13 protein-coding genes and 2 pseudogenes are annotated in these 15,455 nt (G+C 69.8%); 8 read left to right on the top strand and 7 right to left on the bottom strand.

Annotated features, from left to right (window positions below; translation table 11 throughout):
• Positions 1-204: 204 nt before the first annotated feature.
• Together ACIBCU_RS12800 and ACIBCU_RS12795 are read right to left on the bottom strand one after the other, a co-directional pair.
• Complete coding sequence (locus ACIBCU_RS12800; RefSeq protein WP_399231138.1) at positions 205-615, bottom strand: VOC family protein; 411 nt, start codon at positions 613-615, stop codon at positions 205-207.
• Between the two features lie 73 nt (positions 616-688).
• A complete protein-coding gene (locus tag ACIBCU_RS12795; protein WP_399231136.1) occupies positions 689-1,081 on the bottom strand; it encodes a helix-turn-helix domain-containing protein in 393 nt (130 codons plus the stop codon).
• 70 nt (positions 1,082-1,151) lie between these two features.
• Here ACIBCU_RS12795 and ACIBCU_RS12790 point away from each other — a divergent pair, with 70 nt between their 5' ends.
• The gene (locus tag ACIBCU_RS12790) at positions 1,152-1,532 is read left to right on the top strand and encodes a hypothetical protein (protein ID WP_399231134.1); all 381 of its coding nucleotides are present in this window, start codon (positions 1,152-1,154) and stop codon (positions 1,530-1,532) included.
• Here the strand turns inward: ACIBCU_RS12790 and ACIBCU_RS12785 are convergent.
• The 3 genes and pseudogenes from ACIBCU_RS12785 to ACIBCU_RS12775 all read right to left on the bottom strand — a co-directional run.
• A pseudogene (locus tag ACIBCU_RS12785) lies at positions 1,429-2,117 on the bottom strand (MarR family transcriptional regulator); the annotation flags it as partial. The gene ACIBCU_RS12790 and the pseudogene ACIBCU_RS12785 overlap by 104 nt on opposite strands.
• Before the next feature lie 41 nt (positions 2,118-2,158).
• The gene (locus ACIBCU_RS12780; protein ID WP_362928034.1) at positions 2,159-3,058 is read right to left on the bottom strand and encodes an alpha/beta hydrolase; all 900 of its coding nucleotides are present in this window, start codon (positions 3,056-3,058) and stop codon (positions 2,159-2,161) included.
• An 89-nt stretch (positions 3,059-3,147) separates the two neighbouring features.
• On the bottom strand, positions 3,148-3,657 hold the full coding sequence (locus tag ACIBCU_RS12775) for a CGNR zinc finger domain-containing protein (protein WP_399231132.1): 510 nt from the start codon (positions 3,655-3,657) through the stop codon (positions 3,148-3,150).
• A gap of 108 nt (positions 3,658-3,765) precedes the next feature.
• On the opposite strand from ACIBCU_RS12775, the gene ACIBCU_RS12770 reads away from it, so the two are divergent.
• The gene (locus ACIBCU_RS12770; protein WP_399231130.1) at positions 3,766-4,641 is read left to right on the top strand and encodes an alpha/beta fold hydrolase; all 876 of its coding nucleotides are present in this window, start codon (positions 3,766-3,768) and stop codon (positions 4,639-4,641) included.
• 117 nt (positions 4,642-4,758) lie between these two features.
• Here ACIBCU_RS12770 and ACIBCU_RS12765 read toward each other — a convergent pair whose 3' ends face one another.
• The gene (locus tag ACIBCU_RS12765) at positions 4,759-5,667 is read right to left on the bottom strand and encodes a hypothetical protein (protein WP_399231128.1); all 909 of its coding nucleotides are present in this window, start codon (positions 5,665-5,667) and stop codon (positions 4,759-4,761) included.
• 162 nt (positions 5,668-5,829) lie between these two features.
• Between ACIBCU_RS12765 and ACIBCU_RS12760 the strand changes: the two genes are divergently transcribed.
• Positions 5,830-6,459 (top strand): proteophosphoglycan 5, encoded by a 630-nt coding sequence (locus ACIBCU_RS12760; RefSeq protein ID WP_399231126.1) that lies wholly within the window; start codon positions 5,830-5,832, stop codon positions 6,457-6,459.
• Positions 6,460-6,530: 71 nt separating this feature from the next.
• Here ACIBCU_RS12760 and ACIBCU_RS12755 read toward each other — a convergent pair whose 3' ends face one another.
• The gene (locus ACIBCU_RS12755; protein WP_362928029.1) at positions 6,531-8,483 is read right to left on the bottom strand and encodes a family 43 glycosylhydrolase; all 1,953 of its coding nucleotides are present in this window, start codon (positions 8,481-8,483) and stop codon (positions 6,531-6,533) included.
• A 479-nt stretch (positions 8,484-8,962) separates the two neighbouring features.
• Here ACIBCU_RS12755 and ACIBCU_RS12750 point away from each other — a divergent pair, with 479 nt between their 5' ends.
• The 5 genes and pseudogenes from ACIBCU_RS12750 to ACIBCU_RS12730 form a co-directional block, all read left to right on the top strand.
• On the top strand, positions 8,963-10,252 hold the full coding sequence (locus ACIBCU_RS12750) for a cytochrome P450 (protein WP_399231124.1): 1,290 nt from the start codon (positions 8,963-8,965) through the stop codon (positions 10,250-10,252).
• Positions 10,249-11,472 carry a cytochrome P450 gene (locus tag ACIBCU_RS12745; RefSeq protein WP_399231122.1) on the top strand — a complete coding sequence of 408 codons (1,224 nt, stop codon included), beginning with the start codon at positions 10,249-10,251 and terminating at the stop codon, positions 11,470-11,472. Before ACIBCU_RS12750 ends, ACIBCU_RS12745 begins: the two co-directional genes overlap by 4 nt.
• A gap of 205 nt (positions 11,473-11,677) precedes the next feature.
• Entirely contained in the window at positions 11,678-12,649 is a 972-nt protein-coding gene (locus ACIBCU_RS12740; protein ID WP_399231119.1) for an arabinan endo-1,5-alpha-L-arabinosidase, read from the top strand.
• Positions 12,631-14,085 carry a family 43 glycosylhydrolase gene (locus ACIBCU_RS12735; protein ID WP_399231117.1) on the top strand — a complete coding sequence of 485 codons (1,455 nt, stop codon included), beginning with the start codon at positions 12,631-12,633 and terminating at the stop codon, positions 14,083-14,085. Before ACIBCU_RS12740 ends, ACIBCU_RS12735 begins: the two co-directional genes overlap by 19 nt.
• A gap of 276 nt (positions 14,086-14,361) precedes the next feature.
• A pseudogene (locus ACIBCU_RS12730) lies at positions 14,362-15,390 on the top strand (pectinesterase family protein); the annotation flags it as partial.
• Positions 15,391-15,455: the final 65 nt, after the last annotated feature.

Below are 15,455 nucleotides of genomic sequence, written 5' to 3'. Positions count from 1 at the left end.
ACCGCAAGAACCTCCGCGACTGCCGACAGCTCGACCGGCGCCGCGCCGTCCGGGCATTCCTCAACGTTGCGGCACCATGCCCGAATGTGACCAGGGGTAACGCGCTGTCACGGAGTGGCTGTACGTGGCGCGCGCAGGGCCTGTACGCAGGCGGGGCAGGCGGCGGTGACCCATCCGGGTGTCCCGCCTCTGCCTCTCCGATGGTCAGACCTTCGGCTGGGTGAAGCGGAGGTTGTTGCCGAAGGGGTCGCGCAGGCCGCAGTCGATCCCGTACGGGCGCTCCGTCGGTTCGTCGGTGAACTCCACGCCACGGGCCAGGAGTGTCTCGTACGTCTTGCGGCAGTCGTCCGTGGTGAGGATGAGCGCGGCGCCCATCGCGCCCTTCGTCACCAGCTCGCGGACCTGCTCGGCTGTCTCCTCGGACAGCGCCGGCGGGCCCGGCTTCTCCAGCAGGACCTGGCGGTCCGGATGGCCGGGGACACTGACCGTGAGCCAGCGCATGAAGCCCATGTCGACGTCGGCGTTGACCTCCAGACCGAGCTTGCCGACGTAGAAGTCCAGGGCCTCGTCCTGGTCGAGGACGTAGATCTGTGAGTGCGTGATTGCGTTGAACATGTGCATCACGCTAATCGGCAGGCCGGGCGAAAACTTATCCGAAACTGCTCAGCCGACGACCGGGTGCGGTGCCTCAGTCGTTCGGCCGCGTCCACGCCTTCGTGAAGCACGTGGGTACGTTCGCGGGCGCCGCTTCCTTGCGGTACGTCCGCGGTGACCGGCCGACGATGTCGCTGAACGTGCGGCTGAAGGTTCCGGTGCTGCCGAATCCGACCTCGTAACAGATGTCCGTAACGCTCCTGTCCGTCTCGCGCAGGAGGAACATCGCCCGCTCGACGCGGCGGCGTTGCAGATAGCGGTGCGGCGTCTCGCCGAAGGTGGCCCGGAAGGTACGCGCGAAGTGCGCCGGGGAGACGTGGGCGATCCGCGCCAGGGCCGGCACGTCCAGCGGCTGCGCGTAAGCGCGGTCCATCGTGTCCCGTGCCCGGAGCATGCGGCGGTTGGTCTCCTCAACGGTGCGGCTCACGTCACCATCCCACCACAGGGAAAGCCCGGTGCCGGTCGGCTCTGTCGTACCCCCTCGCTACGCTCGGACCATGAGCGTCTCCCTCTACTACTGTGCGAGCCGGGCCACGCCGCTGACGGATGCGGAGACGGCCGCTGTCGAGCGCGTCGTCGCTGCCCACATGGCGTCCTTCCCGTACGAGGACCAGGAAAGCCTGTACCTGTACGACAGCGATGACAGCCGACCGGACGAGGTCGTTGCCGGGTCCACCAAGATGCCGTTCGACCCGGGCAAGGTACTGCCGGTGCTCGACCATGTGCTGGGCTCGGTCACCGAGTTGCGCCGTGCTCTGCCAGGAGCGGAGTGGCGCGTGCACATGGACGACCTCGACGTGCCGTGGGACGAGACCGAGGGCTACGCCTTCCCCGGCATGCGCGATCCGGACCTCGCGGCCGAGCTGGGCGGCCTCTGAGGTCCCGGTCCGCCAGGAGGCAGCGTCCCGGAGCGACGGCCGTCGCAAGGGCTGGGCTGCCGGCCACGCGCGGCGGCAGCTTGTCGGTGAGACGGCGGCGTACGAAGCCGACGGGGGAACCGACCTGGGCGGGGAGGCCCGCCGTCAGGGCCTGGGTGGGTTCAGGGGCGAGGCCGGGGTCTCTGGAGCGGCGTCGGCAGGCGGGGGAGCGGGCGTCGCTTCCGGCGTGGGGTGGCTGCCCTCGGTGGTCGGGAACGCGTCCCACCACTCGTTGTCCCGGGCGGTACGCGACCAGTAGGTGCGGGAGACCCAGCGAACTTGGCTCCCCTCGCCGGCCAGGCAGCGTACGCGCCGCAGGTGCCCGGCCACCCCGAGGGCCTTCAACGCGCTGGTGACGGCCATCTGGCCGTACAGCGGCAGGTGTTCGGCCGGCGACTTGATGTCCATCGCCCCGCCGTCGGGGAGCCGGTCGATATAACCGGCGATGTGCCGCTCGCGCTCCGGCATCAGGGCGAAGTCGTCGGCACGGGGCGTTCGTTGATCCGGTGCGGTCCGTTTGCCGTAGCCGGGGCGCGCTTTCGCGTACCGAACCGCGCCGCCATCATGGGCGGGAGCCTTGCGTCAGCTCAGCGTCCGGCCGTGCGGTCCAGGGCGCCGGTGTGCTCCAGGATCGCGGCGGTCAGTGGGGCGTGGACCTCTCGGGGAAGTGCGTGGCCCATGCCGGGGATCTCGACCGTGCGCGCCCCGCGGATCACCTGGGCGAGATGCTGCGGGTGCGGGGGAGGGAAGACCGGTTCCGCCGGGGCCGAGATCACGAGCGTGGGCACGTCGGTCCTCGCCAGTTCCTCGGTGCGCAGCATGCCGGAGGTGTCGGCGCGGCCGTGCGCGGTGCTGGAGGCGTGATGGCCGGTGTGTTCGATGATCCTCCGCTCCAGTTCGCGGGCGCTCTCCGCGTCGAACGGGAGCTGGTCGCCCGCCAGTGCCCGCCAGTGCGCGACGCGGGCGTCGAGCTCGCCCTCCGGGCCGCGCTCCTCGGCCGGCCGGGACCAGATCTCCAGCACGTGGGGTGCGATGCCGGGGAGTTCCTCGGGCGGGACGTGCGTTCCGTCCGGCCGCACGTACGGACTGGTGCTGAGCGCGGACGTCCCGATCAGGGTCGCGCTCAGCAGGCGGTCAGGGTGGTCGGCGACCAGCAGCTGGGTGAGCATTCCGCCGAGGGACATGCCCACGACGTGGGCACGGTCGACGCCCAGGCCGTCCAGGACCGTGATCGCGTCTTCGGCGAGGTCGGTGACGGCGTACGGCTGCTGGTCGAAGGCCCAGGTGGACCGGCCGGTGTCACGGTGGTCGTAGCGGATCACCCGATGGTGCGCGGCGAGTGCTTCCACCAGGTCGTCCGGCCAGCCGAGGCCGGACGTCTGCGCACCCATGATCAACAGGAGCGGAGGGGCCTCGGCGGACCCTCGCTCCTCCGCCCACAGACGCACACCGGGTGCCGCGTCGATGGAGTGGTGGTTCAGGTTCATGGTGCTCCTCCTGCCACGGAACGCATTAGATAAGCCGAGACGTATCGTCTCGTTTCTACTGTAGCGCACGTGCTGCCTCGTCGGGGGTGTCATTCGGGCCGTGGGGTCTCCCGTGTCCGGGCCTGGTGCCGACGGGCTTTGAGCCGGTTCCCGCAGGTCTTCATCGAGCACCACCGTCCGGCGTTGGCGCGACTGCGGTCCAGGAGGAACAGGCGGCACTCGGGGTTCTCGCACGGCCGCAGGCGGCCGGGCATGCGCTCCTCGACGTCCGCCCACGCGAGCACGAGTTCGACGGCCAGCCGGCGCTCCGGCTCCACCTCCAGGTGCCACTCGATGCCTGGCGCGCTGAACTGCGGCACTTTGCGAACGCCGGCAAGAATCTGCTGCAGGTGGGGTTCCGTCGATGTGCCCGAGGCCAATTCCTGGAGCGCGTCCCGGGCGGTGCGGAGCCATCGGCGCTCCTCCTTGTCGCCGCCGAGCCCTCCATGCTCGCGCGCCCACCTGTCCATCTCATGGTCGTCACGCCACAGGTCCTGACGTCGGCCGTCCGCGACAGGAGTGCTGTTCAGGGCCTGCAGCAGTGCCTGGTCGTCCAGCATGGGCCACACCTTCTCAACTAACTCCATCAAGCCGTTTGACAGGTTACCCCAAGAGCGGTCTACTGAGTGGCGAGAGGTAACCGTCATGATGGATCGAAGGGGTTAGTCATGGTTGAGATTCTTCACCGATACGCGACGGTCCAGGGACACCGCGTCTTCTATCGCGAGGCTGGAGCCCGCGAGGCGCCCACGCTCGTACTCCTGCACGGGTTTCCCACCAGCTCACGCATGTTCCGCCACCTCATTCCGGCGCTGGCCGATCGATTCCACGTCATCGCTCCCGACCACCTCGGTTTCGGCAACTCCGATGCCCCGCCGGTGGACGCGTTCACGTACACCTTCGATTCCTTGACCGACATCACCGAAGCCCTGCTGACCCACATCGGCGTCACCCGCTACGCCTTGTACGTCCAGGATTACGGTGCACCCGTCGGCTGGCGGCTGGCCCTGCGCGCCCCGGACGCGATCACCGCGGTGATCACGCAGAACGGCAATGCCTACGAGGACGGCTTCGTGCCGGACTTCTGGAAGCCCGTGTGGGCGTACTGCGAGAACCCGGGCCCCGTCACCGAACCCGCCGTCCGCTCCGCCCTCTCGCTCGACGCCATCCGCTGGCAGTACCTGCACGGAGTGGACCGGCCCGAGCTGGTCGACCCTGATACCTGGGCCGCTGACCACCGCGAGGTCAACCGGCCGGGCAACGACCTGGCGCAGCTCGCCCTGTTCCGCGACTACGCCACCAACCCGCCCCTCTACCCCCAGGTGCACGCCTACTTCCGGGAACGCCAGGTTCCGCTCCTCGCGGTCTGGGGTGCGGGCGACGAGATCTTCGGCCCGGACGGAGCGCGCGCCTTCACGAGGGACCTGCCGGACGCGGAGATCCACCTGGTTCGAGGAGGCGGACATTTCCTGCTCGAAAGCCACCTGGACACCGTGGCCGGCTACATCCGCGGCTTCCTGACCGCCACCGTCCCGCCGGCGTGAGCCGCGCGGCGTCGCCCTACCCGGTCGTCGGGAGGTTGGTGACAGGCAAAGGGGCCATTCCGGGCGTGATTCCGTCCGTGGCCTCACCATGACGACCGCATCGCCCCCCCCGCGTGGCTACTGGGCGGCCGTCATCCACAGCTCGACGTCGGAGATGATCAGGCGCCCCGGCCGCTGGGTGGCGCTGTCGGGGACGACGGCGCGCACCAGCGGCTGGTCGCCCTTCTCCACGGTCACCTTCGTGCCGTCGAACTTCGGTGACTCGGCGCTGACGACCGCCCGCAGGTCGGACTCCAGACTGCTGGCCGCCGCATCGTCCTTGACCACGAAGCAGAGGATCTCGGTGTTCTCGGCCGCAGAGGACGCCTGCTGGCCCAGAGCCGCCAGGCGCACCGGGTTGGGGGAGCTGAGCGGGTTGAAGTCCGCGCGGTAGACGTCCCCCAGGCACTCGGCGGCCCGGCGGAACTCCTTGTCGTCCGCCAGGGAGGAGCCCTCCTTCGGGTCGACCGCCGCCATGGGGTCGGAGTCGCGGGTGGAGTAGGAGATCTCTTCCTCCGAGACCTGGAGTGCCGCCCCTGTGCCCCCGGGGTGCGCCCAGACCTTAGGGCCGTCCTTCTCACTCTGCGTATAGCCGCTGGACTTCAGCGACTTGGTGACCGCCGCCGCGTCGAACGACCCCGACCAGTGCCCGGCCTCGCCGGTGTCGATCGCGGTGTTGATCCGGGTGACCTTGAACTGCTGTCCCAGGAGACCGGGCTGGTACGGATTCAGCAGGGGACTGGCCGGCTGCGAGACATGGATGAACCGCTTGGCGTCGCCCTCGCTCAACTTCCGTACGCGGGCGGCGTCGAGGAAGGTCACCTCTTTCGTGCCGCTGTCGTCGGCGAGGCTTCCGAGCGCGGTGAGCAGCTTGGAGCCGTTCTCGCCGTCGGAGGGGCCGGAGGACGAGCAACCGGTGACCGCGACGAGCAGGACAGTGACGAGAGCGGTGGCGCCGGCGGCCGGCCCGCGTGCTGGTATGCGCATGATCAGGCAGCGTATACCGATGCCCGGCCGGGGTACACGTGCGACGAAAGGGCCTGCGGCCAGTGGTGGTACGGCGGGCAGGGACCCGCTCCCGCGGGTACGGAAGCCGGCGGGAGGCACGGTGGCCGACCGCGCCGCGACTACGCGCGAAGGAGTCCGATCATGGCCCTGGTGCAGCTCGATCTTCCCGACCCGATGGCGTTGCGAGGGCGTTGGGCGGCTCTCGCCGCCGTGCAGGCCGCCTCAGGGCACGGCGAGCGGTGCCGGGCGCTCTGGCCTTTGTGGCATTACGGCGACGGGCATGGCAGCTGGGCCGACCTGCACCACCTCGACGAGGGCCGTGCGGTGTTGCTCGGACAGGACCGGAACGACTCCGAGACCTATTACGCCGAGGCGTCCGACTTCTTCGAGGAGAAGGAGACCGACCTGCTGGCCGGTGCGCCCGAGTGGTGGGAGCCGCCCGTCCGCCGGGTCCGGGACGCGGAGCTCTTCCTCGGGTTCGTGTACGGCTTCGACGGCAGCGCCTGGTATCGCGCCGAGTACGAACTCGACGACGGGTTCACGAGCGTGGGGCTGCCCGTGCTGGCCACAGCGTTGACCCGGGGAAAGATCGTCGCCACCGTCCAGCGTATGCCGGGCTCCGAGGGCGGCCGGCCCGCCTACGAGGCGATCGACGCGCTGATCGCCGCCGACGGCGAGGCCGATGCCGGCCTGGTGGCCGCTGTCGCCCCCTCCGCGGGCTGGGACGCCGAAGCCGGGGCGGCGGCGGCGCGGGCGTTCCTCGCGGTCTGACCGGTGGGTTCGCGGAACCTCGAACGGCGGGTCCGGCCGGGCGCGCTGCCCGGCCGGACCGTGTCACCGGGTCACCAGGCCCGGAAGGTGGCGTCGGGGCGCTCGGCGGCGGGGACGCGCTCGGCGTACAGCAGTGCGTCGCGGTGCCGCAGGTAGTGGCCGGGTGCGCTGTAGGACTCGAAGGATGCCAGGGACCGGTCCGAGAGCCCGGGCACGCGTCGCCACGTCGCGTCCGCGCGGAAGCGGGCGTCGTCCGTGCGCGTGTCGATCCACACCTCTCCGTCCCGCTGTCGCAGGAAACTTCCGGGGAAGTTGACCGACTCCAACGACACGGCCGACGGGTCCGCCAGGCCGGGGACGACCTTCCACTGCATGTCGGCGTACGGCGTGACATCGGGATCGACCCGGCCGCGGCTCCACGCGTGACGGATGAACCGGTTCGGGGCGTCAGCGGCCTCGAAGCTGAACACGTCGGAGCGGATCGAGACGTTGTCGAAGCGCGCGAGGGGCTTGCCCGGCGCTGCCGTACCCGCCTTCGGCGACAGCCGGCCGGCGTGTACGCCGTTGGAGCCTGAGGCGAACGTCGAGTCCGTGGTGCTGATCCTCGGCTCGGCCATGTCGTCGACGTAGACCTTGATGGATGACCCGATCGCCTCGATCTTCACCCGGTGGGTCCCGCCGACCGCACCCGCGAGCCGCGCTGTCGCCAGGGGCGTCCGTTCGTCGCCGGTCGCCCTGCCGAGGACCAGGCCCTTCGCGGTGAGGTCGGCGTAGTACCCGTGGAAGCCCTCGGTGCCGGCCTCCGGTGGGGTGGCGCGGAAGGCGAGGCCGGATTCGCTCCGGCCGTGCCGCAGGGTCACGTCGGCCTCGTAGATCAGGTCCGAGAAGTCGGTGTCCTGCAGGGCCACACCGCCGGAGGACGATGTGACGGAGTAGGCGCCGTGTTCCGCGGCCCAGTCGGCGTCGCCGTAGGTGCGCCAGCCGACGGCGTTGCCGTCGTCGAAGTTGTCCTTGACCTTCATGGTGACCGGCCGGATCGTGCCGTCCTCGTTGAAGTGGATCCGGTCGTAGGCCAGAGCCCGGTGGTTGCCGTCGGTCTCGCTCAGCGGGCGGCGGTGGTAGACGATGTACCAGATGTCGGTGCCCGGCACGTTCAGGACCGAGTTGTGCCCGGAGCCGCGGGCGACGGCGGGGTCCTGGGACAGAACCCTGTCGATCTTCTTGAACGGGCCGGTGGGGGAGTCCGACATGGCGTACGACACGGAGTAGTCCGGGCCGGTCCAGCCGCCCTCGGACCACATCATGTAGTAGGTGCCGCCGCGCTTGAACATGAACGAGCCCTCGGTGTAGTTCTCCGGGGTGATCTCCTTGTAGGTCGACCCGTCGGGGAAGGTGCCGAGGCTGGTCATGTCCGGATTCAGCTTGACGACGTTCGCGTGGCCCCAGCCGCCGTAGTACATGTACGCCTGGCCGTCGTCGTCGATGAAGACGTCCTGGTCGATCGGCTGGGCGCCGTTGTGGAACGCGTCGATGAGGGGCCCGCCGATGGCGTCCTTGTACGGGCCCTCCGGGCGGTCGGAGACGGCGACGCCGATCCCGCCGAGCTCGGAGTCGTCCTGGATGTCGTTGGCGGCGAAGTAGAGGTAGTACTTGCCGTCACGGAATACCGGCGCCGGTGCCCAGAGCGCGTACTTCGCCCAGGGGACATCGGCGATGTCGAGCACCTTCGGGTGCTTGGTCCAGTGCACCATGTCCGTCGACGAGAACGCGTCCATGAAGGTCTGTTCGCCGTAACCGCGGGACGTGGTCGGGTAGATCCAGAAGCGGTCGCCGTAGACCGCGACATCCGGATCGGCGTACCACCCCTCGACGATCGGGTTCCCCGCCTCAGCCGTGCTCTGTGCCGGTGGGGCGGTGGCCCGGGGCGCGGCCGGTTGCCCGGCACCCGCGGGGGAGGGCCCGAAGCCGAGCAGCAGCGCGGCGGCGGCCAGGACGACGGAGAGCTTGCGGAAGGTGCGCACCATGAGGACGGAGAGCCTTTCTCGTGTTCGACAACGTTGTCGGGTGAGGTGCGTGGCAAGACGTCGGGCGTTCTCAAGGGGTGAGGCGGGACGGAGGTGAGGAGCCGTCACTTCGGGGCGGGCCCGCTTCTACTACGTTGGAAATTGAAGCGACGTGCAGCATGAGAACATGGGTGTGGAGCGCTGTCCACCCCGCGCGTGCCGGAAACCCGGGGCCTCATGGCCGGGTTTCGCCGAGGGAGTCAGGGCCGGCATCCTCATGGCTCACAGAGGTCCCGCCGCCGTCCTGCCGACCGATACAGCGGGAGTCGCCGCCATCTCCGCGTTCCCCCGGCGGCCACGGCCCCTCCCCGTGCGCGGTGGTCAGTCGTGAAGGACCGACGGTCCGATCAGTGCCCAAAGCTTCACTCAACCTCCCTATAGTGGTGCCGCGTTGATCGTATGGCCGCAACGCGCGAAGCCGTCTCCCAGGAGTCCGTACGATGACGACCCCCTCCTTATCCGCCGCGTCCGCCCCCGGCGGTGGCTGCCCCGCGCATCCGGCCACCACGCCCGTGCCGCTCAGCGGGCCCGCGTTCCACACAGAGCCGCAGGCCCTGTACCGGACGATGCGCCACTCCTACGGGCCCGTCGTGCCGGTCGAGCTCCCTGGCGGGTTCCCGGCCTGGCTGGTCGTCGGATACCGCGAGCTCCACCAGGTCACCAGCGACGGCGAACTCTTCCCCAGGGACGTCGGGCTGTGGAACCAGTGGGAGCACATACCCGAGGACTGGCCGCTGCTCCCGATGGTCGGACGGCCCATGCCGTCGATCTACTTCACCGCGGGCGCCGAGCACCGGCGCCATTCCGAGCTGGTGGTGCCCGCGCTCGAGGCCGCGGACCCGTTCGAGATCCGGGGGCACTGCGAGCAGCTGGCCGACCGGCTCGTCGACGGCGTCTGCGCCCGAGGCACCGCCGATCTCGTCGCCGACTTCGCCGAGCCGCTCCCGGTGCTCGTCCTCGCCCGCCTCGTCGGCTTCCCCGACGCGGAGGGTACGGACATCGCCCGGGTCCTGAAGGACCTCGCCGACGGGGGACCCGGCGCCCAGGAGGCGTACGGCCGCTTCGGCGAGCACATGCGGCGGCTGGTGGAGGCCAAGCGGGCCGTGCCCGGCGACGACATCACCTCCCGGATGCTCGCGGACCCGGCGCCCTTCACGGACGAGGAGTACGCCCTCGACCTCATGGCCATCACCGCGGCCGGGCACCTCACCACCGCCGACTGGATCAGCAACTCCCTGCGGCTGATGCTCACCGAGGACCAGTTCGCCGACTCCCTCGCCGGCGGGCGGCGCAGCGTCGGAGACGCGATGAACGAGGTCCTCTGGGAGGAGAGCCCGACCCAGATCCTCGCCGGCCGCTGGGCGGTACGCGACACCCGGCTCGGCGGCCGGACCATCCGTGCCGGGGACATGCTCCTGCTCGGCCTGGGGGCGGCCAACACCGACCCGCTGATACGCCAGGAGGCGGTCTCCGGGGGTGCGGGGCAGCACGCGGCCAACGGGGCGCACCTGGCGTTCAGCCACGGGGAGTACCGCTGCCCCTTCCCGGCGCAGGAGATCGCGGAGACCATCGCCCGTACCGCGATCGAGGTCCTCCTCGACCGGCTGCCCGACCTCGAACTCGCCGTTCCCGCCCAGGAACTCGTCAGGCGGCCCTCCGCCTTCCTGCGGGGCATGAACGCGCTGCCCGTCCGGTTCGCTCCCGTACACACGACAGGAGACCTGCTGTGAACTGCCCGCACGCGACCGTGGTGATCGACCCCATGGTCCAGGACCTCGACGGTGAGACGGAGGCGCTGCGGGCTTCCGCCCCCCTCGCGCGCATCGAGCTCCTCGGCGTCCCCGCATGGACCGTCACCCGCCACGCCGAAGCACGCCAACTCCTCGTCGACACACGCCTGGTGAAGGAGCTGAACGCCTGGAGCCTCTGGCGGAGCGGGGAAGTCACCCACGCCTGGCCGCTGATCGGCATGATCGACGCCGGACGTTCCATGTTCACCGTGGACGGTGCGGAGCACCGCCGGCTGCGGACGAAGACCTCCCAGGCACTCACCCCGCGCCGGCTGGAGGCCATCCGCCCGGCCATCGAGAAGTTCACCGAGGAGTTGCTGGACGCGCTCGCCGCGCAGGGCGAGGACGGGGTCGTCGACCTCAAGGCCGTGTACGCACAGCCGCTCCCGATGAAGGTCGTCGGTCTGCTGATGGGGGTGGACGAGGCGCTGCACCCCATGCTGACCCGGCAGTACAAGGCCTTCTTCTCGATGCTCACTCCGCAGGAGGACCGGCTGGCGCTGATCGCCGAGCTCGATGTCTTCTACGCCGAACTGGTGCGGGAGAAGACCGCCCACCCCACGGACGACCTCACCAGCGCGCTGATCCTCGCCGACGAGGGCGGGGAACCACTCACCGAGGAGGAGGTCGTCGGCAACCTCAAGGCGATGGTGGCTGCCGGGCACGAGACCACGATCGGGCTCATCCTCAACGCCGTACGCGCCCTGCTCGCCCACCCCGACCAGCTCCGCAAGGTGCTGGAGGGGGAGATCCCGTGGGACACGGTCGTCGAGGAGACGCTGCGCTGGGACACGCCCACCACCCACCTGCTGATGCGGTTCGCCACCGAGGACATCCAGGTCGGCGACCAGGTGATAGCCAAGGGGGAGGGCGTGGTGATCTCCTACCGGGCCATCGGCCGTGACGTCACCCAGCACGGCGACGACGCCGATGCCTTCGACGTCACCCGGCCGACGCCGATCCGGCACATGACCTTCGGCCACGGGCCGCACATCTGCCCCGGTGCCGCGCTGTCCCGGGTCGAGGCCGGCATCGCGCTGCCGGCGCTGTTCGGGCGATTCCCGGAGTTGAAGCTCGCGATCGCCGACGACGAGATCCGCAAGCTGCCCGTCATGACGCAGAACGACATGGAGGCATTCCCCGTGCTGCTCCACGGCTGACGGCCGGCGGGGGAGAGCTTCAGGCCGGACGCGCGCCCCGGACGGGCGGTGTCCGGCCGTGCGACTCATCGGGCACGTGGGGTCGTTCGGGATATCGGACGGTGTCCGGCTCTTCGAAGAAAGTGGGTGGCGCGCGGCAACCGATGTGGTGCGGGCGGCGACTGCGGGATGCACCCCCATCCCCGACCCTCGAAGGAGTTTCCTCGTGAGCCGCACTCTGAGGAGAAGCCTCGCCGTACTCCCCGCCGCGCTCCTGCTCGCCCTCGTGCCGGGCAGCGCTTCCGCCTACCCCAACCCGGGTGTCGTCAACGGTGACATCGTCGTCCACGACCCCAGCATGATCCGCGGCTCGTCCGGCCAGTACCTGCTCTACTCGACCGGTGAGGGCATCCAGCTCCGCACCTCCACCGACCGCACCGCCTTCGGCCGCTCCGGGAACGCCTTCACCACCAAGCCGAGCTGGTGGAAGAACTACTCCTCGGCGTCCGACCCCTGGGCCCCGGACATCTCGTACCAGGGTGGCAAGTACCTGATGTACTACGCCGTCTCGTCCTTCGGCTCCAACACCTCCGCCATCGGCCTGGCGGCCTCCACCACCGGTCAGGCCGGCAGCTGGAGCGACTACGGGATCGTCTACACCTCGAACTCGTCGAGCGACTTCAACGCCATCGACCCCAACCTGTTCGTCGACGACGACGGCAAGTGGTGGCTGTCCTTCGGTTCCTGGTGGACCGGGATCAAGATGATCCGCATCGACCCGTCCACGGGCAAGCAGTACGCCGGGGACACCGCCCGCCGGTCGCTCGCCTCCCGGCCCACCGGGACCAAGGCCGTCGAGGCGCCCTCCATCGTCAAGCGCAACGGCTACTACTACCTCTTCGCCTCGTACGACACCTGCTGCGCCGGCACCAGCTCGACGTACAAGATCAAGGTGGGCAGGGCGACCAGCGTCACGGGTCCCTACAAGGACAAGAGCGGCGTCAGCATGCTCAGCAACGGCGGCACACCCGTCATGGAGTCGCACGGCCGCTACATCGGCCCCGGCGGCCAGTCGATCCTGGCGGACTCCGACGGCGACCTGCTCGTCTACCACTACTACGACGGCCAGGACAACGGCACCCCGAAGCTCGGCGTCAACCTTCTGAACTGGAGCAGCGGATGGCCCGTCGCCTACTGACCCTGCTGAGCGCCCTCCTGCTGGCGCTCGCCCTGGGGCAGCCCACGTCCGCGTCCGCCGCCGAGGGCCGTCCCTACACCAACCCGGTCAAGGCGCAGAAGGGCGCCGACCCCTGGATCTCGTACCACGACGGCAACTACTACCTGGTGTCGACGAGTTGGACCGACGTCATCACCATGCGGAAGTCGCCCACGCTGGCCGGGCTCGCCACCGCGCCGAGCGTGCAGGTGTGGCAGGGCGACTCCGCGTCGCGCTGCTGCAACATCTGGGCACCCGAACTGCACTACTCGGGCGGCCGCTGGTACCTGTACTACGTGGCCGGGCAGAACATCACCGACTACAACCCCACACAGCGCGTGCACGTGCTGCAGAGCGCCGGGTCCGACCCGATGGGGCCCTACACGTACAAGAACCAGCTCGGCAGTACCTGGATGCTCGACCCCAGCGTCCTCACGCTCAACGGCTCGATGTATCTGCTGGGGAGCGCGAGTGGCGGCGGGACGCAGAATCTCGTGATCGCGCCGATGTCGAACCCGTACACGCTCAGCGGGTCGTTCTCGACGATCTCCACACCCACCTACGCCTGGGAGAAATCCGGAGGCACGGTCAACGAGGGGGCCGAGGTGCTCCAGCGGGGCGGGAAGACGTTCATCGTCTACTCCGCCAGCGGCTGCTGGACCCCCGACTACAAGCTGGGGCAGCTCACGCTGACCGGGTCCAACCCCCTCTCCGCGTCCTCGTGGACGAAGAAATCCAGTCCGGTCTTCCAGCGGAACGACGCCGCCGGGGTCTACGGGCCCGGGCACAACGGCTTCTTCACCTCGCCGGACGGCACGGAGAGCTGGATCGTCTACCACGCCAACGACTCGGCGTCCGACGGCTGCGACAACGGGCGTACGGCGCGGGCGCAGAAGTTCAGCTGGAACTCCGACGGAACACCGAATCTGGGCACGCCCGTCGCCCTCGGCACGACACTGGCGGGGCCCTCCGGCGAGACGGCGGCGACCCCGACCGCGTACACCGTGGTCAACCGGGCCACCGGGAAGTGCCTCGACGTGAGTGGTGCGTCGACCGCCGACGGGGCGAACGTCCAGCAGTGGACGTGCGACAGCAGCGCGAAGCAGCGCTGGCGCATCGACGACCGGGGAGATGACACGAGCAGGCTGGTGAACGTCGCGTCGGGCAAGGTGCTCGACACCGCGGACTGCTCGACGGCCGACGGCGCCGACCTGCGGCAGTGGTCCTGGCTCGACAACACCTGCCAGCGCTTCCGCTTCGTCACCACCGAGGCCGGGGGATGGGTGCGCATCGTCAACCAGGCCACCGGGAAGGTCGCCGACGTGGCGGACTGCTCGACGGCCGACGGCGCCGACGTACGGCAGTGGACCTGGCTGAACAACACCTGCCAGCAGTTCAAGCTCGTCCCGGCCTCCTGAGGACGCCCCGGGCTGGATCCACGTCCGCCGCAGCTCACGGGACCAGGCGCCCGTGAGCTGCGGCGGCATGGCTGCCCTCCTCGCCCTCGCCCCCCACCGGCGCCCGGGCGCGGGGTACGCGGTTCCGGCGGCAGGGGCCTCGGAGCGTCCGGCAACCTTCGAGGAGGCTGCGGCGACTACCGCGTGGAACCCCACTTTCCCCGACGAACGGATCAGGCCATGGCAGCCAGTCGACGACGCACCTCCCACCGCCCGGGGCCGCGCACAGCGATGACGGCGGGTGTGGCGGCGCTCCTGGCCGCCGCCTCGGCCTTGACCTCCGGGCCGGCGTCCGGGACCGAGGCGGCGACCACCGTCACCGTCGCCAAGGACGGCAGCGGGCAGTACACCACCGTGCAGGCGGCGGTCGACGCGATCCCCGCGGGGAACACCGCACGGGTCGTCGTCTCCATCGAGCCGGGTACCTACCGCGAGCTGGTGAAGATCCCCTCCAACAAGCAGAACGTCACCCTCCAGGGCAGCGGCTCCAGCCGCAAGGACACCGTCATCGTCTACGACAACGCCTCCGGCACCCAGAAGCCCGACGGCTCGGGCACCTACGGGACCAGCGGCAGCGCGACCGTCGCCGCCGAGGCCGACGGCTTCCAGGCCCGTAACCTCACGATCTCCAACGACTTCGACGAAGCCGCCCACCAGAACATGAGCGGGCTCCAGGCCGTGGCCCTGCGCACCGCCGCGGACAAGGTCTTCCTCGACTCCGTGATCGTCACCGGCGACCAGGACACCCTGCTGCTCGACACCGCTTCCAAGGCGACACCCGGCCGCGTCTACATGAAGAACTCCTACGTCATCGGCAACGTCGACTTCATCTTCGGACGCGCCACCGCGGTGATCGACGCATCCGTCATCACCCTGAAGAAGCGCTGGGACGGCAGCTCCGCCGGCTACATCGCCGCACCCAGCACGGCCGCCGGCCGCAAGGGCTTCCTGGTCACCGGATCCACCGTCAACGGCGATGTCTCGGCGTCGTCCTTCTACCTCGGCCGGCCGTGGCACGCGGGCGGGGACGCCTCGCTCGACCCGATGGCCACCTTCCGCGGCACGACACTCAGCTCGGCGGTCAGGTCCGCCCCGTGGACGGACATGAGCGGATTCTCCTGGAAGGACGACCGCTTCGCCGAATACAAGAACACCGGGCCCGGATCCGGCTCGGCGAGCAGCGACCGGCCGCAGCTCACCGAATCCCAGGCCGCGGAGCAGGAGACCGCCGACTGGCTGGCAGGCTGGACACCCTCCGCGTCCTGAGCCACGGTGGGTGGCAGCGAATCGCTGCCGACGATGCGGTCGAAGCGCTTCGACTCCCACTCTGG

Origin of the sequence: Streptomyces sp. NPDC051064 (genome assembly GCF_044455985.1) — a bacterium.
Classification (GTDB): Bacteria; Actinomycetota; Actinomycetes; order Streptomycetales; family Streptomycetaceae; genus Streptomyces.
Note: the sequence above shows the minus strand (reverse complement) of the source record. Positions and strands in the feature narration are given on the sequence as shown.